The organism is Archangium minus (assembly GCF_044360475.1).
GTDB classification, from domain to species: domain Bacteria; phylum Myxococcota; class Myxococcia; order Myxococcales; family Myxococcaceae; genus Archangium; species Archangium minus.
Genome location: NZ_CP043494.1, coordinates 13,045,062 through 13,066,363 on the forward strand (window position 1 = coordinate 13,045,062; position 21,302 = coordinate 13,066,363).

Annotated in this window: 17 protein-coding genes and 1 pseudogene; 3 read left to right on the plus strand and 15 right to left on the minus strand. The window is 67.2% G+C overall.

All coding sequences use genetic code 11. The annotated features are described in order from the left end of the window. Positions 1 to 44: 44 nt before the first annotated feature. On the minus strand, positions 45 to 1,355 hold the full coding sequence (locus tag F0U60_RS53940) for a hypothetical protein (protein WP_395812332.1): 1,311 nt from the start codon (positions 1,353 to 1,355) through the stop codon (positions 45 to 47). 284 nt (positions 1,356 to 1,639) lie between these two features. Between F0U60_RS53940 and F0U60_RS53945 the strand changes: the two genes are divergently transcribed. Then, positions 1,640 to 2,422: a DUF3396 domain-containing protein gene (locus F0U60_RS53945; RefSeq protein WP_395812333.1), complete on the plus strand. Its 783-nt coding sequence runs from the start codon at positions 1,640 to 1,642 to the stop codon at positions 2,420 to 2,422. Here F0U60_RS53945 and F0U60_RS53950 read toward each other — a convergent pair. After that, positions 2,419 to 2,583, minus strand: a pseudogene (locus tag F0U60_RS53950) (hypothetical protein); the annotation flags it as partial. The gene F0U60_RS53945 and the pseudogene F0U60_RS53950 sit on opposite strands and share 4 nt — an antisense overlap. 228 nt (positions 2,584 to 2,811) lie before the next feature. Here F0U60_RS53950 and F0U60_RS53955 point away from each other — a divergent pair. Further along, positions 2,812 to 3,258 (plus strand): SRPBCC family protein, encoded by a 447-nt coding sequence (locus tag F0U60_RS53955; RefSeq protein WP_395812334.1) that lies wholly within the window; start codon positions 2,812 to 2,814, stop codon positions 3,256 to 3,258. Between the two features lie 100 nt (positions 3,259 to 3,358). Here the strand turns inward: F0U60_RS53955 and F0U60_RS53960 are convergent, their stop codons facing one another. The 13 genes from F0U60_RS53960 to F0U60_RS54020 all read right to left on the minus strand — a co-directional run bounded on the left by F0U60_RS53960 (position 3,359) and on the right by F0U60_RS54020 (position 17,129). After that, complete coding sequence (locus F0U60_RS53960) at positions 3,359 to 4,489, minus strand: S1 family peptidase (protein WP_395812335.1); 1,131 nt, start codon at positions 4,487 to 4,489, stop codon at positions 3,359 to 3,361. Positions 4,490 to 4,598: 109 nt separating this feature from the next. Beyond that, the gene (locus F0U60_RS53965) at positions 4,599 to 4,985 is read right to left on the minus strand and encodes a cytochrome C oxidase subunit IV family protein (RefSeq protein ID WP_395812336.1); all 387 of its coding nucleotides are present in this window, start codon (positions 4,983 to 4,985) and stop codon (positions 4,599 to 4,601) included. Positions 4,986 to 4,998: 13 nt separating this feature from the next. Beyond that, positions 4,999 to 5,637, minus strand: coding sequence for a cytochrome c oxidase subunit 3 (locus F0U60_RS53970; protein WP_395812337.1), 639 nt, complete (start codon positions 5,635 to 5,637; stop codon positions 4,999 to 5,001). Then, positions 5,627 to 7,249, minus strand: coding sequence for a cbb3-type cytochrome c oxidase subunit I (locus F0U60_RS53975; RefSeq protein WP_395812338.1), 1,623 nt, complete (start codon positions 7,247 to 7,249; stop codon positions 5,627 to 5,629). The genes F0U60_RS53970 and F0U60_RS53975 overlap by 11 nt, the downstream gene beginning before the upstream one ends. Continuing rightward, on the minus strand, positions 7,227 to 8,351 hold the full coding sequence (gene coxB / locus F0U60_RS53980) for a cytochrome c oxidase subunit II (RefSeq protein ID WP_395812339.1): 1,125 nt from the start codon (positions 8,349 to 8,351) through the stop codon (positions 7,227 to 7,229). Before coxB ends, F0U60_RS53975 begins: the two co-directional genes overlap by 23 nt. After that, on the minus strand, positions 8,348 to 8,746 hold the full coding sequence (locus tag F0U60_RS53985; RefSeq protein WP_395812340.1) for a hypothetical protein: 399 nt from the start codon (positions 8,744 to 8,746) through the stop codon (positions 8,348 to 8,350). The genes coxB and F0U60_RS53985 overlap by 4 nt, the downstream gene beginning before the upstream one ends. Further along, the gene (locus F0U60_RS53990) at positions 8,743 to 9,915 is read right to left on the minus strand and encodes a hypothetical protein (RefSeq protein ID WP_395825883.1); all 1,173 of its coding nucleotides are present in this window, start codon (positions 9,913 to 9,915) and stop codon (positions 8,743 to 8,745) included. Before F0U60_RS53990 ends, F0U60_RS53985 begins: the two co-directional genes overlap by 4 nt. 5 nt (positions 9,916 to 9,920) lie before the next feature. Further along, positions 9,921 to 10,529, minus strand: coding sequence for a c-type cytochrome (locus F0U60_RS53995; RefSeq protein WP_395812341.1), 609 nt, complete (start codon positions 10,527 to 10,529; stop codon positions 9,921 to 9,923). Next, the gene (locus tag F0U60_RS54000; protein ID WP_395812342.1) at positions 10,526 to 11,059 is read right to left on the minus strand and encodes a DUF3341 domain-containing protein; all 534 of its coding nucleotides are present in this window, start codon (positions 11,057 to 11,059) and stop codon (positions 10,526 to 10,528) included. Before F0U60_RS54000 ends, F0U60_RS53995 begins: the two co-directional genes overlap by 4 nt. Positions 11,060 to 11,062: 3 nt before the next feature. Beyond that, on the minus strand, positions 11,063 to 12,499 hold the full coding sequence (gene nrfD / locus F0U60_RS54005; RefSeq protein ID WP_395812343.1) for an NrfD/PsrC family molybdoenzyme membrane anchor subunit: 1,437 nt from the start codon (positions 12,497 to 12,499) through the stop codon (positions 11,063 to 11,065). After that, positions 12,492 to 15,527 (minus strand): TAT-variant-translocated molybdopterin oxidoreductase, encoded by a 3,036-nt coding sequence (locus F0U60_RS54010; protein ID WP_395812344.1) that lies wholly within the window; start codon positions 15,525 to 15,527, stop codon positions 12,492 to 12,494. The genes nrfD and F0U60_RS54010 overlap by 8 nt, the downstream gene beginning before the upstream one ends. Further along, complete coding sequence (locus F0U60_RS54015; protein WP_395812345.1) at positions 15,515 to 16,162, minus strand: cytochrome c3 family protein; 648 nt, start codon at positions 16,160 to 16,162, stop codon at positions 15,515 to 15,517. Before F0U60_RS54015 ends, F0U60_RS54010 begins: the two co-directional genes overlap by 13 nt. A 145-nt stretch (positions 16,163 to 16,307) precedes the next feature. Next, the gene (locus F0U60_RS54020) at positions 16,308 to 17,129 is read right to left on the minus strand and encodes an alpha/beta fold hydrolase (RefSeq protein ID WP_395812346.1); all 822 of its coding nucleotides are present in this window, start codon (positions 17,127 to 17,129) and stop codon (positions 16,308 to 16,310) included. Between the two features lie 259 nt (positions 17,130 to 17,388). Here F0U60_RS54020 and F0U60_RS54025 point away from each other — a divergent pair, with 259 nt between their 5' ends. Continuing rightward, positions 17,389 to 21,264 carry a protein kinase gene (locus F0U60_RS54025; RefSeq protein WP_395812347.1) on the plus strand — a complete coding sequence of 1,292 codons (3,876 nt, stop codon included), beginning with the start codon at positions 17,389 to 17,391 and terminating at the stop codon, positions 21,262 to 21,264. The last annotated feature ends 38 nt before the right edge of the window (positions 21,265 to 21,302 follow it).

Below are 21,302 nucleotides of genomic sequence, written 5' to 3' on the forward strand. Positions count from 1 at the left end.
CTTCCTCGTGGCGCCTGCATGGAAAATCCGCTATGGCGCAACGGCTACATGCACCCCACGCCGGTGCAAGTCATGTCGTTGAAATCATAGACGGAGGAATGGCCGGGATTGCCACGCGGACGTTCCACGCCTTTCGGAATGAAGAACACCACCGAACGCGAGCCGTAGAGTCGTGACGGGAACGTCATGGGTTTCAGCACGACGTAGGCCCTGTCCAAGGTGCCCGACGAATTCGCGCGGAGGGACCGCATCTGGACCTCGGTGGGTGACAACCCGCGGCTGGGCGCCACGCGCGCCATTTCCGCTTCCCACTGCTTCTTGTCACCGAGGGTCGCGCGCCGGAGCTGGCCCTTACGCAGGGCCTCGTCGAGCTCTTCCTCGGGTGAGGGCGGCACCGTCTTTTCGATGTACGACTCCACCGGTGCGTTTCCCCGGCCCACCCACGGGGAGAGCGGAGCTGGAGATTCGCTCAGGGTGAGCACACCGTTGTATGCCGGGTAGACCTTGTCGACATCGCGCCCGAAGAACCGCTGGGCCATGGGGTTGAGCTTCTCGAGGTTGCGCTTGTCCACGTAGAAGAAACCGCACGGGCTCTTGTTGTCGTACGTATGGATTGCGACCGGCGTGGTGGCATCCAGTCCCGTGACGACCTGCCGATGGTAACCGCTGGCCAGCACGGCGAGGAGCGTCGTGCCCGCTGCGCGTTTGATCGTCCAGATGGTGGGCTCGTAGGCACCGAGCATCAGCACCACGGGCTTCTGGGGGTTGTCGACGAGCACCGTCATGGTCGTGGCGGTGTTCCCACTCTGGTCGATATGCACCGAGCTCTCCTTGCCTGCGTAGGCGCCGCCGGCCAGTACGGAGAAGTCGGAGGGCAAGGTCAGGCCCGGGAAGCGGCAGACCGACTCGACGGGAGGAACTTTGGAGGGTTGCTCTCCCGCGTCGGCGGTGGGGCGGGCCGAGGGGTCTCCCGCGATGTTCGACAAATCGAGCGACGGGGCCGAGACCTGCCATGGTGCGAACGCGAACGACACTTCGCCCAGCAGGATCCTGTCCGTAGGCGCTCCCCGCGAATCGATGACCAGCAGGGAGTTCGACATCCAGGCCATGCGCGGTGGGTCGCTGGAGGTCAGCGTCTCTTCCTGTAGGGACGGGGCCTCGCAGGTCGTCGGTTCACCTGCGCGGACCACCTTGAGCACGGTGGATCGCTCGTTCGCGCCCTTGGGGCACACCAGCGCGACGGCCCGGTAGGCCCCATTCGGCGATGGGAGGAGTTGCAAGACCTCTCCACCCTGGCGGCTACAGCCGGACAACGCGATTGCTTCCAACGCGCACAGCACGAGGGTTCGCTTCATCACCGTTCTTGTCATCAGCCAGGACCTCCGTTCGCGCCATACTCCAACAACGGTGTCTTCAGGGCACTGCGTGCCGTCCCTTTCGATGGGGTTGTGTCCATTGCTTCGCGATAAGGGGCAGTTCGGACGCGCGGGTGTGTCGATATACCCAAGGGCCTCATGCGAGCCGCTGGCAAAATCGTATCTCCGCACCGAACGGACACGTCTTGCTTCGTGAGGGCCTGAACCTCTGTTTCTACATCCGCCGCCCCCATCAGGAGATAGCACGAGGGGTCCTCCACTCCTTGGATGCCTACGTGCACGCGATAGGCCCGGGGGCACTCGGCTGGTACGTGGATGAGGAGGGGAGTGCACAAGAGCTCGATGACACCGGGTGGAAGCGCATCCAGCGTGAACTGCTCGAGGAGCAATGGCCCCTCATCCGGCTGCTCGATGCAGCCCCCGGTGAGCAGCGGTACTGCTTCGACTACTCCGGCAAACCGTTGGGCGACCCATCCCTGGAGGACGAGCCGGACGCTTCATGCGCGGTAAGCTTCTGGCTTCCCGCCGAGTACCTGGAGGAGCACGGCCCGGACCGGGTGCATGAGCTGGCACTGGAGTTGGCCGCCCCCCTGCCCTTCTACTTCGGACAGGCGGGTCTCTCCTTCAACGGTGAGACGGACGTGATCGGCGTCCTGCGGGAAATCCGAGAGCGCTGCTTCCGCTACCCGGGCCTGGACATCCCCCATCCGAGCTGGCTGTCGTGGCATCTTGGCACGCGGGTGCGCGGACCCTCCTGGCTCACCTTCTTGGGCCAGCCCCTGCTCGGCGAATTGGGCGGCACGGCCGGCCTGCGCTCGCGCCTGTCCTCACCTGGCACCACCGTCCAGCAGATGGAAGGGGAGCGCGTCGTCGTCACTCTCGCCCCTTGCCCAGAAGCGGGAGACACCGAACAGGGCCATACGCTTCCCGCCTACCGGGAGCTGGCGCGCGTCCTGGAGCCCTGGCTCTACCATGAGGAGAGCAACTCCGGACTCGACTTCCCTCCCGAAGCCATGCGTCGCTGGGAGCGACGCTTCCTCGATTAGCAGGCCCCACGAGTCTCTGCTCCCCTGGGAACTCCCAAGCCGGAGAAGAGCGCGAAGGCAACCCTCCGCACGCCGCCCCAGAAGATGGCGCCCGTGCACATGGCGCACGGCACGGTGCTGGCGTACAGGGTGGAGCCCGCGAGTTCCTCGGGACGGTATCGCCGGGTGGCCTCCCTTCGCCGGCGACCCCAGCATCCGCTTCACCCAGGAGAGTGGTATGGGTAAGTGGGGAGATGAACGGTCATGGATGGGGAGTCGTGCTTCTCGGTGACGTGCTGCAATCGCTGATGGGGCCCCTGCTGGCGCCGAGCCGCCGTGCCGCTCCCCCTCGATGACCCTCTGGCTCGCCGGAAGCCGCGCGGCCCAAACTGCGGCATGGGAGGAAGTCCATGGTCGTGAACGAACAGGCCACCAAGATTGCCGCTTCGGCCGAGCGGATTTGGACGCTTTTTTCGACCCACGATGGGCAGCGCATCGCCGGTAGGGGCTACGTCTCGTCGATGGAATTCGAAGGTCAAGGGCTCGGCATGGTGCGCACCATGCGCACGGAAGGCCATCTGGGCGTGGCCTTTGTGAAGGAGCGCTGCGACCACTACGACGACGCGAACATGGAAATCATGTATCGGATCATCGACACGGGCGGCCTCGTGCCCTTCGCCGATTATCGTGGTTTCGCGAAGGTGATTCGTGCCGGACCCGAGGCCTGCATCCTGATGCTGCGTTCGACCTTCATCCCCGTGGACATGCCCGAGGCGGACGCGAAGAAGATCTCGGAGAAGAACTTCGAGCTCTTCTTCCAAAATGTGAAGGCCGCGGTCGCTGCGGGCGAAGTCTGAAGCCGGTCACCGCCCCGACAGGGCTCAACCCGACTTTCGCCAGTTCGAGGCGAGCAGGCGAGCCTGGGAATCGCCTGGCGCCCGATGGAACCGGGGTTGGCTATCCCCCGACGACAAGGGTGAGGCCGTAGGCGTTCAGGATCTCATTGACCGGCTGGAAGTAGGTGGTGCCGCCCGAGGTGCAGTTGCCCGAGCCGCCGGATGTCACCCCTTGCGCCTGGGTGCCGGAAAGCCACGGGCCGCCCGAGTCGCCAATCCCCGCGCAGACATTGGTCCGGGTGAGACCGGTGATGACTCCCTCAGCGTAGTTGATGGTGGCGTTCCGGCTCTGAATGGTTCCACACCTCCAGCCCGTCGAGGGGCTGGGTCGGCAGACCGAGGCGCCGACCGGAGCAACCGTGGAGCCGGTGACCGCGATGGTGCCGCCACTGGAGTTGTTGATCACCCCTCGGGGAGTCCAGTTGGAGTTGACCTTGACCCAGGCATAGTCATTGCCTGGGAAGGACGAGCCCTGGAAGACGCCCTGGTCGACCATGTTGTACCCCTTGGTGGTGGTGCCAACGGTGCCGCAGTGGCCCGCCGTGATGAATCCTCCGACGACGGAGAAGCCAATCAAGCAGCGTCCGCCCGTCTGTGTATAGAAGGGATCCGCCCCCCGCACGTCGTAGAAGGGGCGAGGTGCGTCCTCTGAAGGCACGACCTGGATCGCGCTGTCCTTGTCCTCGGCCAGAGCGACGAAAAAGTCTACCTGCTGTTTCGCCGTGCCAGATTTCTCGGCAAGCACCACGATGCTGTTGGTGGTGACGTCGATATACCAGGCATGGATGGACTTGCTGGCACTCTGCGCATTGCGGTCCAGCGCCGCCTTCACCTGCTCCAGCTGTTCCAGGCTCCGGGAGACCCGCTGGGGTTCGGCCCCGGCGCTGCGCACGAGGTCGGCGTCGGCTTCATGGGTGACGCCGACGATGAGCTGGGTGCCGTCCTTGTTCAGCCAGGCGCCGCCAAAGCGGTTGCCCAGCTCGGCCTTCAGCGTGCTCTCGATGTGTGGGGCCGCCGCTTCGAAGGTCAGCCGGCGCTGGACCTGCGCTTCCGTGAGGCCGAAGTCGTGCTGCATCTGTGACATGAGCTCCGGCGAGGCGGAAGCCGCCTTGGGCGCCGCCCATCCTTGGGTCACAGCCAGTCCGGCAAGCACTGCAGTCACGGTGGAGAGCGTGTGAAGCTTTCGAGGCATGGATGGCGTCCTTCCTTGAGAGGGGGCGCCGAGTAAAGCATGAGAGGCGAACCCGCTTCCTCTCTATACCCTCACCCCGTCCCTCTCCCAGAGGGAGAGGGGTGGGTCTTCAATTGCCCATCCAACGGTTCGGTGAGCCCGGTGGCTCCGTGCGTGTCGAAGCCGGTCTCTTGGGTTCTAGCTCGTCCTTGATTCCGTTCGGTCTCGCCATCCGCACCCGCGTCATCGCCTCCAGCAGCGTCACTCCCAATAGCAAGCACAGGAATACCGCTGAGACCGGCAGCACCACTCGTCTCGCCCCTCGTTGCTCCACCAGGTGCATGAAGAACATCGCCACCAGCACCGTCTTCGCCACCGCGATTATCATCGCCACCGGCAGGCCCAACGGTCCTAGTTTCAGTTTCGTCCCCAGTACCCACGTCGCCACCGTCAGCACCGACAGCACCGCCCACACTGCTACGTACCCCCATGCGGACTTCTTCTTCTCCTCCGCCATGGTGCTCCCCCCTTCACTCCACCAGGTACAGCAGTGGGAAGATGAACAGCCAGAAGATGTCCACGAGGTGCCAGTACAGCCCTCCTACCTCCACCGGGATGTGGTACTCGGCTGTGTATTTTCCTGCCACCGCCCCGAACGTCAGCCACCCCAGCAGCCCCAATGCCACCAGCATGTGGATGGCGTGCAATCCCGTGAGCAGGAAATACAGCGTGTAGAAGAGCGCCCCTCCCGGCTCCGGGATTTCCTCGAAGTGGTAGTACTCCCCTGGCAGCGCTCCCTCCTTCCAGTGCTCCCAGTACTCCCAGCCCTTGATGCCTAGGAAGCCCACTCCCATAACGATTGCTAGCAGCAGCACCAGCGCTGTCAGGAACTGCCGTCCCTGCCGGATGTAGTGCACCGCCAGCACCACCATCAGGCTGCTCGTCACCAGCAGCAGCGTCTGCACCATCGCCCAGTCCGCCTTCAGGTGCTTGCTCGCCTCCGCGAATACCTCCGGGTAGTAGTACCGGTACACCCCGTACCCCACGAACAGGTTCGTGAAGAGCAGCACCTCCGACCCCAGGAAGATCCACATTCCCAGCTGCGCGGCCTTGCTCTGGTTCTCCCGGCTTCCGAAGTGCTCCTCCCACGGCGATGTTTCAGTAGACACGGGGCGCCTCGGGAACGGTGTAGTCGTGCACCTCGCGCTCGAAGCTCGGTGCTCGGGTGAAGTTGTGCGGCGCCGGCGGCGAGCCGCTGAACCACTCGTACCCTCTCGAGCCCCATGGGTTCGGCGTGCTCACCGGGCCGTATCTCAGTGACCACAGCAGGTACACCGCGATCAGCGTGAAGCCGAACGCCAGCAGCGACGCCCCCGCTGTGCTCAACACGTGCAGCCACTGCATCTCCCGCGGGTACTCGTAGTAGCGCCGCGGCATCCCCATGTTCCCCAACAGGAACTGCGGCAGGAATGTCACGATGAACCCGAAGATGATGGTGATCGCCGCCAGGAAGGACCACCGCTCCGGGTACGTCCGCCCGAACATCTTCGGCCACCAGTAGTGCAACGCCGCCAGGAACGCCATCAGCACCGCCCCCACCATGATGTAGTGGAAGTGCGCCACGATGAAGTACGTGTCGTGCCAGTGCACGTCCAGCGACGTCGTCGCCACCGCTACCCCCGTCATTCCTCCAAACATCAGCAGGAAGATGAACCCCAGCACGTACAGCAGCGGCACCCTCAGGTCGATGCTGCCCCCGTACATCGTCGCCACCCAGTTGAAGATCTTGATGGCCGTGAAGATGGCCACCAGCATGCTCAACACCCCGAAAACCCCCGAGCCAAACGTCGATTGGCCCGAGACGAACATGTGGTGCCCCCACGAGAAGAACCCCACGAAGGAAATTCCAAACGTGGATGCGGCGATCATCTTGTAGCCGAAGATGTTCTTCCGGCTGAAGGCACACACCACCTCGCTGATCACCCCCATCGCCGGCAGCACCATGATGTAGACCGCCGGGTGTGAGTAGAACCAGAACATGTGCTGGAAGAGCACCGGGTCTCCTCCTCGCGATGGGTCGAAGATGCCCGAGCCCAACACCCGCTCGATGAACACCAGCAGCAGCACCATGCCCAGCACCGGCGTCGCCACCACCTGGATGACCGACGTGCCGTAGATCGTCCACACGAAGAGCGGAATCCGCGTCCAGTGCATCCCCGGTGCCCTCAGCGTGTGCACCGTCGTGATGAAGTTCAGCCCCGTGATGATGGTCGAGAAGCCGATGATGAAGACGCCCAGCAGAATCGGTGTCAGCGCCGTGGGCGACGTCGTGCTGTACGGCGTGTAGAACGTCCACCCCGTGTCCGCCCCGCTCCACAGCATCCCGAACACCGTCAGCAGCGCTCCCGCCAGGTAGATGTAGAACGAGGCCAGGTTCAGCCGCGGGAACGCCACGTCCTTCGCCCCCAGCATGATCGGCAGCACGAAGTTCCCGAACGCCGACGGAATCGCCGGAATCATGAACAGCCACACCATGACCACCCCGTGCAGGGTGAACATGCGGTTGTACGTCATCGGGCTGATCACCGTCGGCCCCGGCGTCAGCAGCTCGATTCGAATCACCATCGCGAAGATGCCGCCCAGCAGCAGTGATAGAATCACCCCCACCAGGAACATCACCCCGATTCGCTTGTGGTCGCGCGTCAGCAGCCACGACAGCACCGTCGTCTCGTGGTTCAGATAGGTGATGCCCGGCTGACTACTTTCCGCCGATGGGTTCATACACGGGCCCCTTCGACTCGACGTCGTTCAGCCGCGCACTGCGCAGCGTCTTGATGTACTCGAGCAGCGCCGCCACCTCCGCCGCTTCCAACTGTCCCTGGAACGACGGCATCACCGGCTCGTACCCCGCTACCAGCTTCACCAGCGGCTTCATCATCGACTCGGTCAGGTACGCCTCGTCCGCGACCACCGTCTCGCCTGTCGTCAGCCGCTCGCGCCGCATGTACAGGTCCACCCACGTGGGCCCGATGTGCTCCGTCCCATCCACCGTGTGGCACTTCAGGCACCCCTTCTCCGCGGCTACTCGCTCGCCCCGCTCCGCCAGTGAGCCCCGCTCCGCGTACATGACCTCTCCGTGCGCCTCCTGTGGGTCGTAGAGCGCCGCCTGTCTCGCTGGCAGCAGAGACCTCTCCCTCTCGGGCCCGCTCGGCGTCGCGTCCCTCCTCGTCACCAGGTCCCCCTCGCGCTGCTGCCTCATCCAGGACTCGTAGTCCTGCTCCGAGAGCGCCACGACCTCGGCCCACATCTCCGAGTGCTTCAGCCCGCAGTACTCCGCGCACATCACCCGGTAGTTGCCTGGCTTCGTCACCTCGAACCATGTCTGCGTATACGCGCCCGGAACCGCGTCCTGCTTGATGCGGAACGCCGGCACGTAGAACGAGTGGATGACGTCTCGGCTCGTCAGCAGCAGCCGCACCGGCTTGCCCACCGGCACTCGGAGGACTCCGATGGAGCTGGGGCCCTCGGGATAGGTGAACTTCCACATCCACTGCTTGCCCACCACGTAGACGTCCATTGCCTCCGGCGGCGGTGTCTGCATGCGCACGAAGTCGTGGTAGCCCATGAAGAACCACACCAGGAACGTCGTGAGCGGCAGCCCCACGAACAGCGCCTCCCACCCGAACGTCCCCGTCACCTTCGGAGTGATCTCTGTCTCCGAGCGTCTTCTGAAGCGGATGATGAAGTACGCCGCCGTCCCGAAGATGAGGGTGGCCGCCACCATCGTCGTCGTGATGATGATGTAGTGCAGGTGGTCCACGTCCTTCGCGATCGTGGACGCTTGCTCCGGCAGGAAGAGAAGCTTGCGGAAGAGCTCGTTCATCGTCCGCCTCCCCCTCGCCTCTGCTGCTGCTCGCGCACTACCCGGTCGATGCCCTGCTCGATGGGCACGTGCACCACGCCCGCGTCCCGGTCCACCCAGCCGTAGCCGTGCAGTCGCTCGAGCTGCTCGTTCTTCTCGTCGTACGCCCGGGTGTCGAGCTGCATGAGCCCCGTGTTGACGATGTTGATCTCCGCCTTCTCCAGCTCCGGTGGTTCGAACGGGCCCGCGGGGTTGAGGTTCCTCAGGCGCTGCTGGAGCTGCGCCCACGTGCCCACCACGAAGAAGGTGAAGACGATGAGCGCTCCCGCGATGACCGCGCTGACGAACCAGCCGTTCACCGGCCGCTTTTCCCGCTCGGGCGTCCTCCACTCCACCTTGGACTCGTCGCCGCTCATTTGTCGTACCCCAGGGACTCGTGCAGGTACGGGTCTCGCACCGGCAGGGTCGCGTGGCCCCTCAGCCTCCACAACGTGAAGGCCACCGCCGCTCCTCCCACTCCCAGGAACGCCGACACGTCCGCCCAGTGCACCCTCACCGCGTCCGGGCTCACCACCGGCACCACCAGCCACCACGTGTCCACCGTGTGCGCCGCCAACAGCCACACCGCCATCCCCGCCAGCGTCCGGCGGTGTTGTTTGAAGGGCCTCGACAACAGCACCAGGAACGGGAACAGGAAGCGTGCCCCCACGATGAACAGCGCCACCGGCTCCCACGCGCCCTTCGCTCGCAGGATGTACCAAGGCACCTCGTGCGGCAGGTCCGCGATCCAGATGAGGAAGAACTGGCTGTAGGCCATGTAGGCCCAGAAGATGCTGAAGGCGAACAGGAACTTGCCCAGGCTCGCTCGGTGCGAGTCATTGACGAACTCGCCAAACAGGTTCGGTCCTCGCGCCAGCGTCGTCGAAAGCGTCAGCATCGCCAGCGCCCCCACGAACGCCCCCGAGAACCAATACAACCCGTACACCGTGGACACGAAGAGCGGCTCCAGCGACATCAGCCAGTCCAGTGACGCGAAGGACATGGCCAGCGCTACCGCCGGCAGTGCGCCCGCTCCTAGCGCCCACTGCCACTTCGTGAGCTTCAGCTCGCCCGTCTCGTCCTGCCGGCGCGACCAGCGCAGCAACAGCTCGCCCACCACGCTCCACACCGCGAAGTAGACGGCTGAGCGCACCACCCAGAAGGGCAGGTTGAGGAAGGGCCGCTTGTGGTCGAGCTTCTTCAGGTCCTTCTCCGCCAGCGACGGATGTGGATCCATCCACAGGTACAGGTGACTCGCCCCCGCGAGGATGGGAATGAAGAGGACGGCAAAGAGTGGCAGCGTGGCCGCCATTGTCTCCAGCATGCGGCGCAGCACCACCGGCCAGCGCGCCTTCGACGCGTGCCACGCTCCCAGCAGCACCAGCGATGCCACCGCGAGTCCCGCCCAGTACGCGAAGGCGAACAGGTACGAGAAGAGCGCGCGCCTCGTGTCCAGCGCGAAGCCGAGCCCCGTCACCCCGAGCCCCACCGCTCCCACCGCCGCGGAGGCCAGCAGGGGCAGGCGCCCTCCCGTGAAGCGCTCCATCACCTTCACGGAGTGCCTCCCTTCAACAGCAACGGCCGAGCCTCGGGCGGGACGTCCTCCAGCCTCACTCGCTGGCTCGCCTGCAGCGCTCGCACGTAGGCCACCACCGCCCAGCGCTGCTCGGGTGAGAGCTTCTCCGAGTACGCTGGCATCAGCCCGTAGCCCTCGCTGATCACCGCGAAGTAGTAGCCATCCGGGTACGGCGGCAGGTCCAGCAGCGACGGCGGCTCCCGCAGCCCCATGTTCCGCGCGACCTGGCTCGCCCCATCCCCGAGGATTCCGTGGCAGGTGGCGCAGTAGATTTCATAGGACTTCCCTCCCCTCTCCACGGTTTCCCGCGTGAGCGTGAGAGGGATTTCGTCCAGGTAGCCCGCATCCGGAGAGCCGGCATCCGGTCCCTCCCGGCCCGTGAGGAAGAGCCGGCTCTGACCCCTGCGGCTCCTCGGCACCGTTCCCGGCGGCGGCTGGCGCATCGCCCGCTCGTCCTCGAAGAACCCGCTCTCCCGATAGGGCAGCGCCTTGGGCTGCTGCTTCATCCCCGCCCAGCCCTGGAAGTCCACCGGACAGCCCGTCAGCACCGCCACCAGAGGCACACAGAGGAGCAGGCGCCTCATGACTCCTCCTCCACCACTGACGTCGTCTTCGCCGCCAGCTCGCGCAGGTGGCGCAGCACTGGCTCCGTCTCCTCTCGCCGCTCCGTGGTGACGCTCACCCAGAAGCCTCCCGTGGAGGCCGTGCGAAAGGACTCGAGCTCGAAGAGCGGGTGGTGTGGTCTCGGGAAGCGAAAGAGCCACATCAGCCCGAAGAAGATGGTCAGCGCGGCGAACAGCACCATCGTCTCGAAGGTGATGGGCACGAAGGCCGGCCCCGCGTGCGGTGGACGGTTGCCCACGTTGAGTGGGTAGTCGACCGCGTTGGTCCACCACTGCAACAGGTACGCGCCCGCCGCCCCGCCCAGCCCCGCCAACAAGGCGAAGCCACGCAGCGGCGAGGGCTTCAGCTCCAGCACCTCCTCGATTCCCTCTACCGGGTACGGCGAGAAGGCATCCAGCGTGTCCTTCGCGTAGCCCAGCTCGCGCAGCCGCCTCAGCGCCTTCTTCGCCTCGTCCCCCGAGCCGAACTCTCCCACCACCCAGTAGCGCATGGCTCAGGCCTCCTTCTCCCGGAGGGGACTCTCCGTGCGCTCGCGCCGCTCCTTCTCCTCCAGCTCCTCCTTCAGCTCGTGGTGCAGCTCCTTCACCTCGCTGATGGGCACCGGCGGGATGAACTTCAGGAAGAGCAGGAACAGGAAGCCGAAGAACCCCATCGAACCGAACAGCAGCCCGAAGTCCACCCACGTGGGCGAGTAGTGCTCCCAGCTCCTCGGCAGGTAGTCATGCGCCAGCGACGGGACGATGATGGTGAAGCGCTCCAGCCACATGCCCACGTCCACCGCCAGCGCGGCGAACCACACCACCACCAGGTTGGTGCGCAGCTTCGCGAACCAGAAGAGCTGCGGCACCAGCACGTTGGTCGTCATCTGCAGCCAGAAGAGCCAACCCCATGTCCCCGTGCGCTTGAAGGCGTACGCGGCCATCTCGTACTCGTCCCCGCTGTACCAGGCGAAGAAGTGCTCCTGCAGGTAGCCGTAGGAGACCATCATCCCCGTGGCCAAGAGCAGCTTCGTCAGGATGTCCACGTGCTTGTCTGTAATCACGTGGTGCAGGCCCAAGGGCTTGCGCACCGGCAAGAGCAGCGTCAGCACCAGCGCGATGCCCGAGAAGATGGCTCCCGCCACGAAGTACGGCGGGAAGATGGTCGAGTGCCACCCCGGCACCTGCGAGATGGCGAAGTCGAAGCTCACGATGGTGTGCACGCTGAGCACCAGCGGCGTGGCCAGCCCCGCCAGCAGCAGGTAGCCCGTACGCCAGTGGTGCCAGTGTCTCGCCGAGCCCGTCCACCCCAGAGAGAACAGCCCGTACCAGAACTGCCTCCGCGGCGTGGTGGCCCTGTCCCTCGCCGCCGCCAGGTCCGGCAGCAGGCCCAGGTACCAGAACATCAGCGACACCAGGAAGTAGGTGGTGATGGCCACCATGTCCCACGGCAGTGCGCTCTTGAACTGGGGCCATATCTTCATCGTGTTCGGGTAGGGCACCAGCCAGTAGAAGACCCACGGCCTCCCCAGGTGCAGCATCGGGAAGAGCGCCGCCTGCATCACCGCGAAGAGCGTCATCGCCTCCGCGAAGCGGTTCACCGACGCGCGCCACTTCTGCTGGAAGAGCACCAGGATGGCCGAGATGAGTGTCCCCGCGTGGCCAAACCCAATCCACCACACGAAGTCGATGATGCCGAACGCCCACGCCACCGGGATGTTGTTGCCCCACGCCCCAATGCCTTGCACCAGCGTCACCGTGACGGACAAGGCGAAGAGCCCCGTCCCTCCCAGCGTCAGGAGGAACAGCGCCCACCACACCCGGCCCGGCCTGCGCTCAATGGGACTCAGCAGCGAGCCCGTCAGGCTCTCCGCGCTCTGCGCCCCCTCGATGAGCGGCAGCGGCTGGAGCACGTCTCTCGTGGGCGTCTCCGACGCCTGCCCCTCAGCCATGCTCGAGCTCCGGGTTCGGGTTCTTGATGCGCGCCAGGTAGGCCGTGCGCGGGCGCGTCCCCAATTCGTGCAGCACCGCGTAGTGCCGCGCGTCCCGGTGGCGCCTCGCTACCTCCGACTCCTGCGCGTGCAGCGAACCGAAGACAATCGCCTCCGTGGGGCACACCTGCGCGCACGCTGACTGGAGCGCCTCCGTGTCGATGGGCTTGCGCTCCCTGCGCGCCTCGATGCGGGCTCGCTCAATCCGTTGCACGCAGTATGTGCACTTCTCCATCACCCCGCGCGAGCGCACCGTGACGTCCGGGTTCGCCCGCAGCTTCTCCAGCTCGCTTACCTTCGGGCGGTAGTCCAGGTAGTTGAACCGCCGGACCTTGTACGGGCAGTTGTTGCTGCAATACCGCGTGCCGATGCAGCGGTTGTAGACCATCTCGTTGAGGCCCTCGTCCGAGTGGACGGTGGCGTTCACCGGGCACACGTACTCGCACGGCGCCGCCTCGCAGTGCTGGCACATCATCGGCTGTGGAATCGCGTGCGGCTCGTCCGGCGAGCCCTCGAAGTACCGGTCCACCCGCAGCCAGTGCATCTCCCTCCCGCGCTCCACCTGCTCGCGCCCCACCACCGGGATGTTGTTCTCCGCCTGGCACGCCACCGTGCACGCCCCACACCCGATGCAACGGTTCAGGTCCACCGCCATCGCCCACTGGTACGGCTCGCCGTACTTGAACGGCTCGTACAGCTTCTCCACCGGGCCCTTGAGGTGTTTCAGGTAGTCAGACTTCTTCTTCTCGAAGGTCTCCAGTCCGTCCTGGATGGCGATCTCTCGCCCGTGCATCGACCAGTGGTCCTGTGACGTCGCGTAGCGTCCGCGGCCCTCCGCCTTCTCCACCTGGAGCCCCTCCGCGAACCACGGCGCATCCACGTGCCGCAGCAGGTAGGCGTTGACGCCCAGCGTGACGGGCTCGTCTCCGTCGTCGAGCCACTCGCGTCCCCACCCGAGCTCCAGCGTCACCGTGTCGTCCGCGTGCCCGGGCAGCACGTACACCGGGGCCTCCACCCACCTCCCCCGGAGCGTCAGCTTCACCTTGTCCCGAGCCTCTAGCTTCAGGCGCTCGGCCGTCCGCGGGCTCATCAGCGCCGCGTTCCCCCACGCGAGCATCGTCAGCGGGTCCGGCAGCTCCTGCAGCCACGCGTTGTGGAAGTACCTCCCGTCGTGGACCTTGTAGCCAGGCACCAGGTTGAGCTCGAGCCCCTGCGAGGGTTTGTGCGTGAAGCCGCGGATGCTCGCCTCCACGGCTCCCATGTCCACCGTGGCCGCGAAGGGCGGTGTCTCCGAGCCTGGAAGCGTTCCCACCGCCAGCCACTGCTCCCACGTGTCCTCGAACGCCAGGCCCGCTCCGCCCCGCTGCCTCGCCCAGAAGTTCTTCACAAGTTGATAGGGGGTCTGGTCCGCCACGCCCGCGAACGGGGACAGCACGTCCAGCTCCGTCAGCCCCTGGAAGAGCGGTTGGATGAGCGGCTGGAGGATGCTCACCGTCCCGTCCAGTGCTCGTGCGTCGCCCCACGTCTCCAGCACGTGCGCCGCCGGCAGCACCCACGCGCTCTTCTTCGCCGTGCCGTCCTCGCGGAACGCCAGGTACACCGAGTTCGGTACCTTGCTCAGCGCAGCCTCCAGCGTCACTCCCACCGGCGCCGTGGAGAGGGGGTCGAACGCCGTCACCACCAGCGTGTCCACCCGGCCCGCGCTCGCTGCCTCAGCCAGCTCGCGCAGCACCTCCGGCCCGCTGCGCACCCCGTCCACTCCGGGCTCGTGGTGCGTCGTGAGTTTCCCCTGGCTTCCCAGCGCCGCGTTGAGCACGTGCGCCACCGCGTGCACCCTCGGCGGCTGCCGCTCGCCCGCCACCACCACCGAGCGCGCTCCGTTCCTCGCCAGGTCCGCCGCCACCGCGCGCACCTCTCGCGCCCTCTCCGGCCAGCCGAGCTCCAGCTCCCGGTAGCGCTCCAGCCCCGCCAGCCCGTGCGTGCGCGCCAGCTCGCCCAGCACCGCCCGTGCGAAGCGCTCCACCTCCGAGGGCCTCATCCTCAGCCGGTGGTCCGCGTTCATCCCCGTCACGCTGAAGTGGCTCTCCGCCACGTACAGCCGGCTCATGCGCTCGCGCTCGGGCACGCGCGAGCGGATGAACTCACGTGCCTCGCGCACGGCGAACGGGCCCCGGGTGAGGAAGTCCGCGTCCAGCGAGAGCACCACCCGCGCCTCGTCGTAGCGCACTCGCGTCTCCAGCGGCCGGCCGAACGCGAGCCTCGCGCCCTCGTACACGTTGTCCCGTGACACCGCGGCGTATGTCTCCACCCGCGCCCTCGGGAAGCGCTGGCGGATGCGCTCGAGCAGCTCGCGCCTCGTGGGTGACGAGGAGGGTTCCAGGAGAAACCACAGCCCCTCGCCCCCGTTCGCCTCCAGTCGGCGCGCGTGCGTTACCTGCTCCTCCAGGTACGTCTTGAAGGCGCGCAGCGTGCCGCGCAGCTTCACCCCTCGCACCCGCGTGGTGTCGTAGAGGTCCACCGCCAGCGCCTGCGCGAGGTGGTTCGTCGCCCCGAGGCTCGCCGGGTGGTCCGGGTTGCCCTCCACCTTCGTGGGCCGGCCCTCCCAGCTCGTCACCACCAGCCCCATCGCGTACCCCTCGGGCGTCCAGGCCGTGGCGTAGGCGTTGGGCACCCCGGGCGTCACGTCCGGCGGCTGGTACGTGTACGGCATCACCTTCTCCGCCGGCTGCTTGCACGCGGCCAGCCCCGCCAGCGCCGCCGTGGTGCCCGCGAGCTGGAGGAAGCGACGCCGATCCAAGCCCCGCGGTGGCTCGGCGGCCCCGGGAGGAAATTCGCGCTCGGCGGCTCGGGCCAGCTCGGGCGAGCCGTGCCATTCCTCCAGGCTGCGCCACGCGCGCGGGCGTTCGTCATCACCCCCGGCCCCGGAGGCTCCGGCCCCGGGCGAGTCCTTCAGGACGGGCAGCGGATAGTGGTCGGTCAGCGGTGGCATGTCGTGCAGTTCGTTCGGGGGTGGACGTCGTAGCGGCGCACCAGCTCCTCGGGCGTCGGGTCACCCGGGCGCGGCTGCCAGCGCATGGAGGTAATGGCCTCCAGCGGGCGCAGGTTCGGCGCTGGGTCGCGGTGGCAGTCCAGGCACCAGCCCATGGACAGCGGCTGCGCCTGCGTCACCTCGGGCATCAGGTCCACTCGCCCGTGGCAGGTGACGCACCCCACTCCCTTGCTCACGTGGATGGAGTGGTTGAAGTAGACGAAGTCCGGCAGGTTGTGGACGCGGTTCCAGGGAATCGGCCGGTCCGCGAAGTAGGACTGGCGCACCGGCTCCAGCAGCGGGCTCTGCGTCCAGATTTGCGAGTGGCAGTTGAGGCAGGTGGACACCGAGGGGTAGCCCGCGCTCGAGGACACCTCGACGGTGTTGTGGCAGTAGCGGCAGTCGATGGCCTCGTCCCCCGCGTGGTGGCGGTGGTCGAACTGCACCGGCTGCGCAACCGGGTGGCGCATGTTCTGCGCCAGCGGGCTCCAGGCGTAGGCCCAGAGCGTGAACACAACGAGCACCGGAGTGCCCAGCACCCCCGCGGCGGCGACCCGGGCCGCCGTGTTCGCGCGTCGTGTGAAGATCCAGGCCATAGAGCGCCTCGGAGGACTCGCGCGCGCACGCGCGGCTCCGAGGGCTCTCGACCCTAGAGAGGGCCTTCAGGTGCAACAATCACCACATTCCGTGCGCTTCCAGTTGTGAACCGAGGCTGCACGGAAAGTGTCGGGAATCGCGCGCTCAGCCCCGGATGAAGGAGAGCAGGTCCGCGTTCATCCGGTCCTTGTGGGTGAAGTACAGCGCGTGCGGTGCGCCCGGATAGACCTCGAGGCGCGCACCCGGAATCATCTCCGCCGCCAGCTTGCCGCTGAAATCGAGCGGGACGATTTGATCATCATCCCCGTGGATGACGAGCGTGGGCAGGGTGAAGGCCGCCAGGTCCTTGCGGAAGTCCGTCTCGCTGAAGGCGGCGACGCAGTCATGGGTGCCCTTCAACGACGCCATCAGCGCCATGGACAGGGTCCAGTTGAGGAGCCCCTGCGAGACCTTCGCGTTCGGGCGGTTGGCCCCGGTGAAGAGCTTGCCGAAGTCGGTGAAGAACTGCGGGCGGTCGGCGAGGATGCCCGCGCGAAGCCCGTCGAACAGGTCCTTCGGCGCGCCGACGGGATGCGCGTCCGTCTTCAGCAGGTAGGGTGTCACGGCGCCGACCAGCACCGCCTTGGCGACGCGGCTCTTGCCGTGGCGGGCCAGATAGCGCGCGATCTCACCGCCGCCCATCGAGAAGCCCACGAGGACGATGTCGCGCAGGTCGAGCGCGTTGATCAGCTCCGCCAGGTCGTCGGCGAAGTGGTCGTAGTCATAACCCTCCCACGGCTGGCTCGAGCGGCCGAAGCCCCGACGGTCATGGGCGATGACGCGATAACCCCGCTCGGCGAGGAACATCATCTGGTATTCCCACATGTCCGAGTTCAGCGGCCAGCCATGGCTGAACACCACGGGCTGACCCTTGCCCCAATCCTTGTAATAGAGCTCCACTCCGGACTTCGTCTTCAGCGTGGCCACTTCCCTCTCCTCTGTTCAAACGTGGGGAACACGGATGAAGAGCCGGTGGACCTCCTTTTTCAAGGGCCGCGTGGCGGCAGCGGTCGTCAGTGAACGATGATGCGCCGGAGGTGCGCTCCCGGCGGCTCCTGCACAGCGAGTACGGTCTCTCCTCACGTTCAGGGAGGGAAAGCGCCTGGGCCGGCCCGCCTTCGCGCCCTGCTCGGGATGGTGATAGACAAGCCCATGGATAGAGCCAGTCACCGAGACCACCGACTCCATGGGTCCGCCAGACGCGAATGAAAAGGGAGCGGGTGCGCACGGTGGCCCGGGGCGCCCGGAGGACCGAACCCAAACCATCGCCGGGCCCGCCCCGAAGGCCGCTCCCACCCCCGCCTCGCACGCGAAGCCGGAGCCCGCCTGGACTCCCCCTACCGAGTTCAACGAGTTCCGTCTGGAGCGCCTGCTCGGCCGCGGCGGCATGGGCGTCATCTATCTCGCCCACGACACCTCCCTGGGCCGCCCCGTCGCGGTGAAGTTCATCGCACCCGGCAAGTCCAATCCCCTGGTGCGCGCCTACTTCGAGACGGAGGCGCGCGCCATCGCTCGCCTGCAGCACCCCAACGTCGTCACCGTGTTCCGCGTCGGCACGGTCGAAGAGCACCCGTACATCGTCTCCGAGTACGTCGTCGGCCGAAACCTCTCGGAGCTCTCCCTCCCCGTCCCCTGGCGGCGCGCCCTCACGCTCGGCGTGGGGCTCGCCCGGGGGCTCGCCGCGGCCCACCGTCAGGGCGTGCTCCACCGGGACATCAAGCCCGCCAACGCCCTCGTCACCGATGACGGTGAGGTGAAGCTGCTCGACTTCGGACTGGCCGAGCAATTCAATCCGCGCGAGTCCTCGCGCCCCTCCGGGACACACGAGCCGGCGGGCACGCCGAACTACATGGCCCCCGAGCTCCTCCTCGGCGTGCCGGCGAGCCCCCAGAGCGACCTCTATTCGCTCGGCCTGACCCTCTACAAGCTGTGCACGGGCAAGCTCCCGTCCCGTGTGCCCACGAAGGGGGAGGCCGTCAGTGCTCCGGAGCTGGAGAGGGAGCTCTTGCTCGGGCTCGATAGGGACATTGATCCGGACTTCGCCGCGCTCATCCTGCGGTGCCTCGCGCCCGACCCCGCTGAGCGCTTCGCCTCGGCCGACCAGCTCCGCGAGGCACTGGAGCGGCTCGAACAGCTCCACGCCTCCACGCCGCTCGCCGCGGGCAATCCCTACCGGGGCCTGGCCCCCTTCGAGGCCGAGCACCGCGCGCTCTTCTTCGGACGTGACACCGATATCCGCGCCGTGCTCGAGCGCCTGCGCCACCAATCCCTGGCACTCGTGGCGGGGGACTCCGGTGTGGGCAAATCCTCGCTGTGCCGCGCCGGTGTGATTCCCCGCGTGGCCGCCCACGCCGTGGACGAAGGCCGTGAAATCTACACGGTCACGCTCTACCCCGGTCACCGGCCGCTCCAGGCGCTCGCCGCCGCGCTCGCGCCCCTGCTCGGCAGGAGGGAGTCGGAGGTTGTCACCGCGTTCACGGACACCCCGGCCTGGCTCGGTCAGGCCCTGCGTGAGGCGTACTCGGGGAAGCGCGGACTGCTCCTCTTCGTCGATCAGCTCGAGGAGCTCATCACGCTCTCCGAGCCCGTCCAGGCGCTGCGCTTCGCCGCTGTGCTCGGAGAGCTCGCCCTGCCCTCGACAGGGGTGCGCGTGCTGCTGACGGTACGCGGCGACTTCCTCACGCGCGTGTGCGCGCTGCCCGGCCTGGGCGACGAGGCCGAGCGCGCGCTCTACATCCTCCGGCCCATGTCACCCGAGGGCGTGCGCGAGGCCATCGTCGGCCCGGCTCGCAGCCGCGGCGTGGTCTTCGAGTCCAAGGAGCTCATCCAGACGCTCGTCGAGTCCACGGCGCAGGGCGTGGGCAGCCTGCCCCTGCTCCAGTTCGCGCTCGCCGAGCTGTGGGAGCGGCGCAACCCGGCGCAGGGCCGCATCACCCGGGCGGCGCTCGATGAGATGGGCGGCGTGGCCGGAGCGCTGTCGCGGCATGCCGATGGGGTGCTCGCGAGGTTGAGCCCGGCCGAGCAACAAGCGGCGCGGCGGCTCCTGCTCCAGCTCGTGACGGCCGAGGGCACGCGCAGTGAGCGCAGTGAAGAAGAGCTCGTCGCCGCCTCGGATGCCGCCTCCCGCGCCGCCCTCCACGCGCTCATCGAGGGACGGATCCTCCACGCGAGAACCACGGGCGGCAAGGCCCGGTACAGCATCGCCCATGACTCGCTCATCACGAGCTGGGGCACGTTGCGCAACTGGCTGGATGATGACATCGGCCACCGCGCGGTGCGCCAGCGCGTCGAGGTGGCGAGCGCCGAGTGGGAGCGCCTGGGCCGCGCCCGGGAGGCCCTGTGGGGGCAGCGTCAGCTCGATGAGACGCGTCCGTTGGATCCCTCGACCCTGGGGATCCGTGAGCACGCCTTCCTCCAGGCCTCGCACCGGGCCCTGCGCTTCCGACGGCGGGGACGGTCCCTGGCCGTGCTCCTCGCGGTGCTCGCCCTCGCCTCCGTCTATGGAGGGCTGCGCCTGCAGGCGTACCTCAAGGATGTGCGCTTCATCACCGCCGCGGTGGGCTCCGCGCGGGCAGCACTCGCCGAGGGCCGCGCCCTGGGACAGGAAGCCCGGACCCGGCGCGAGGAGGCGCTCGCGCTGTTCGACGGCCGGTCTCCTCCGTCCTCCGGGCCGGGCGACTCACCCGGCCCCCATGACCTCCGGCCAGCCGCCGAGCGGCGCTGGGCCACGGCGCTCGGATTGTTCGAGAAGAGCGATGCGGCCCATCTCCGCGCCACTCTGTTCATCGAGAGAGCGCTGGATCGTGGGCGTGGCCACGAGGAGGCGCGGCGACTCCTCCTCGAGGTGACCCATGAGCGCATGCTCCTGGCCGAGCTCTTCCACCAGCAGCGCAAGCACGACGAGCTGAGACAGCGCCTGGAGCAGTTGCTCGAAGACGCGGACGAGCCCTCCGAGTGGCGGCAGCGGCTCTCGGCACAGGCCGAGCTCGAACTCGTCACCTCCCCTCCCGGAGCGCACGTCCGGCTCAAGCGCTACCTCCGCGACGAGAGCGGTGTGCTGCGCCTCCAGCCCGCCCGTGAGCTCGGCCAGACGCCCATCCTCCGCACGAGGCTGCCCGCCGGCTCCTATCTCCTCCACATCACCGTGCCCGGCCACGCGCCTGTCGACCTGCCCCTGCTCCTCACGCGGGGCGAAACCGAGAAGATCCACCTCGAGCTGCCCATCAACGTGCCTCGCGGCTACGTCTACATCCCGCCCGGTTGCTTCCTCCAGGGCACCGCCGAGCCGGAGAAGATCCGGACATTCATGGGCAGCGCACCCCTCCACCGGCTCTGCCTCAACGAGCCCTATCTCATCGGCCAGACAGAGGTGACGTTCGGCGACTGGGTGACCTACCTCAACACCCTCCCCCCGAACGCGGCGGCCCGACGCATCCTCGAGCAGCCGCACTTCGGCAGCTTCGGGGCGGTCACGCTCAGACATCAGCCCGGCGCTGGCTGGGTCTTCTCCTTCCATCGCTCGCCTGAAGACGTACTCAAGGCGCGGGAGGGAGAGACGTTTCGCTACCCAGAGCGGACCCAGCGCGACATCGCCGACTGGCGCCGGTTTCCTCTGTCTGGTGTCTCCGCCGAGGATCTCGCGGGTTATTTCTTCTGGCTGGACAGCACGGGGCGTCTGCCTGGAGCGCGCCTGTGCAGCGAGCTCGAGTGGGAGCGCGCCGCCCGGGGCGCCGACGGCCGCGAGTACCCGCATGGGGAACGGCTCCTGCCCGATGAGGCCAACATCGACGCGACCTACAATCGGCAGCCCACGACCTTCGGGCCCGACATGGTCGGCTCCCACCCCGTGTCGACAAGCCCCTTCGGGCTCTTCGACATGGCCGGCAACGCGTACGAGCTCACGCGGCCCGTGACACCGGACCTCGGGCGTATCTCCCTGCGAGGCGGGGGCTGGTACTACGACAGCACCATGGCGCTCGCCGCCAACCGCTCGGCTGGCGACCCCACCCTCCGCAGCCCCGTGATTGGCGTGCGCGTCTGCGCTTCCGTCTCCTCCCGGTAGTGTGCCCAGAGTGGTCGCTCGACCTGGCGCTGTGACCT

What these genes read in the sequence shown, in the direction of transcription:
- F0U60_RS53940 (WP_395812332.1), bottom strand. Translation starts at nt 1,355, where the DNA reads ATGAAGCGAACCCTCGTGCTGTGCGCGTTGGAAGCAATCGCGTTGTCC.
- F0U60_RS53955 (WP_395812334.1), top strand. Translation starts at nt 2,812, where the DNA reads ATGGTCGTGAACGAACAGGCCACCAAGATTGCCGCTTCGGCCGAGCGG.
- F0U60_RS53960 (WP_395812335.1), bottom strand. Translation starts at nt 4,489, where the DNA reads ATGCCTCGAAAGCTTCACACGCTCTCCACCGTGACTGCAGTGCTTGCC.
- F0U60_RS53965 (WP_395812336.1), bottom strand. Translation starts at nt 4,985, where the DNA reads ATGGCGGAGGAGAAGAAGAAGTCCGCATGGGGGTACGTAGCAGTGTGG.
- F0U60_RS53975 (WP_395812338.1), bottom strand. Translation starts at nt 7,249, where the DNA reads ATGAACCCATCGGCGGAAAGTAGTCAGCCGGGCATCACCTATCTGAAC.
- coxB (WP_395812339.1), bottom strand. Translation starts at nt 8,351, where the DNA reads ATGAACGAGCTCTTCCGCAAGCTTCTCTTCCTGCCGGAGCAAGCGTCC.
- F0U60_RS53985 (WP_395812340.1), bottom strand. Translation starts at nt 8,746, where the DNA reads ATGAGCGGCGACGAGTCCAAGGTGGAGTGGAGGACGCCCGAGCGGGAA.
- F0U60_RS53990 (WP_395825883.1), bottom strand. Translation starts at nt 9,915, where the DNA reads ATGGAGCGCTTCACGGGAGGGCGCCTGCCCCTGCTGGCCTCCGCGGCG.
- F0U60_RS53995 (WP_395812341.1), bottom strand. Translation starts at nt 10,529, where the DNA reads ATGAGGCGCCTGCTCCTCTGTGTGCCTCTGGTGGCGGTGCTGACGGGC.
- F0U60_RS54000 (WP_395812342.1), bottom strand. Translation starts at nt 11,059, where the DNA reads ATGCGCTACTGGGTGGTGGGAGAGTTCGGCTCGGGGGACGAGGCGAAG.
- nrfD (WP_395812343.1), bottom strand. Translation starts at nt 12,499, where the DNA reads ATGGCTGAGGGGCAGGCGTCGGAGACGCCCACGAGAGACGTGCTCCAG.
- F0U60_RS54010 (WP_395812344.1), bottom strand. Translation starts at nt 15,527, where the DNA reads ATGCCACCGCTGACCGACCACTATCCGCTGCCCGTCCTGAAGGACTCG.
- F0U60_RS54015 (WP_395812345.1), bottom strand. Translation starts at nt 16,162, where the DNA reads ATGGCCTGGATCTTCACACGACGCGCGAACACGGCGGCCCGGGTCGCC.
- F0U60_RS54025 (WP_395812347.1), top strand. Translation starts at nt 17,389, where the DNA reads ATGGGTCCGCCAGACGCGAATGAAAAGGGAGCGGGTGCGCACGGTGGC.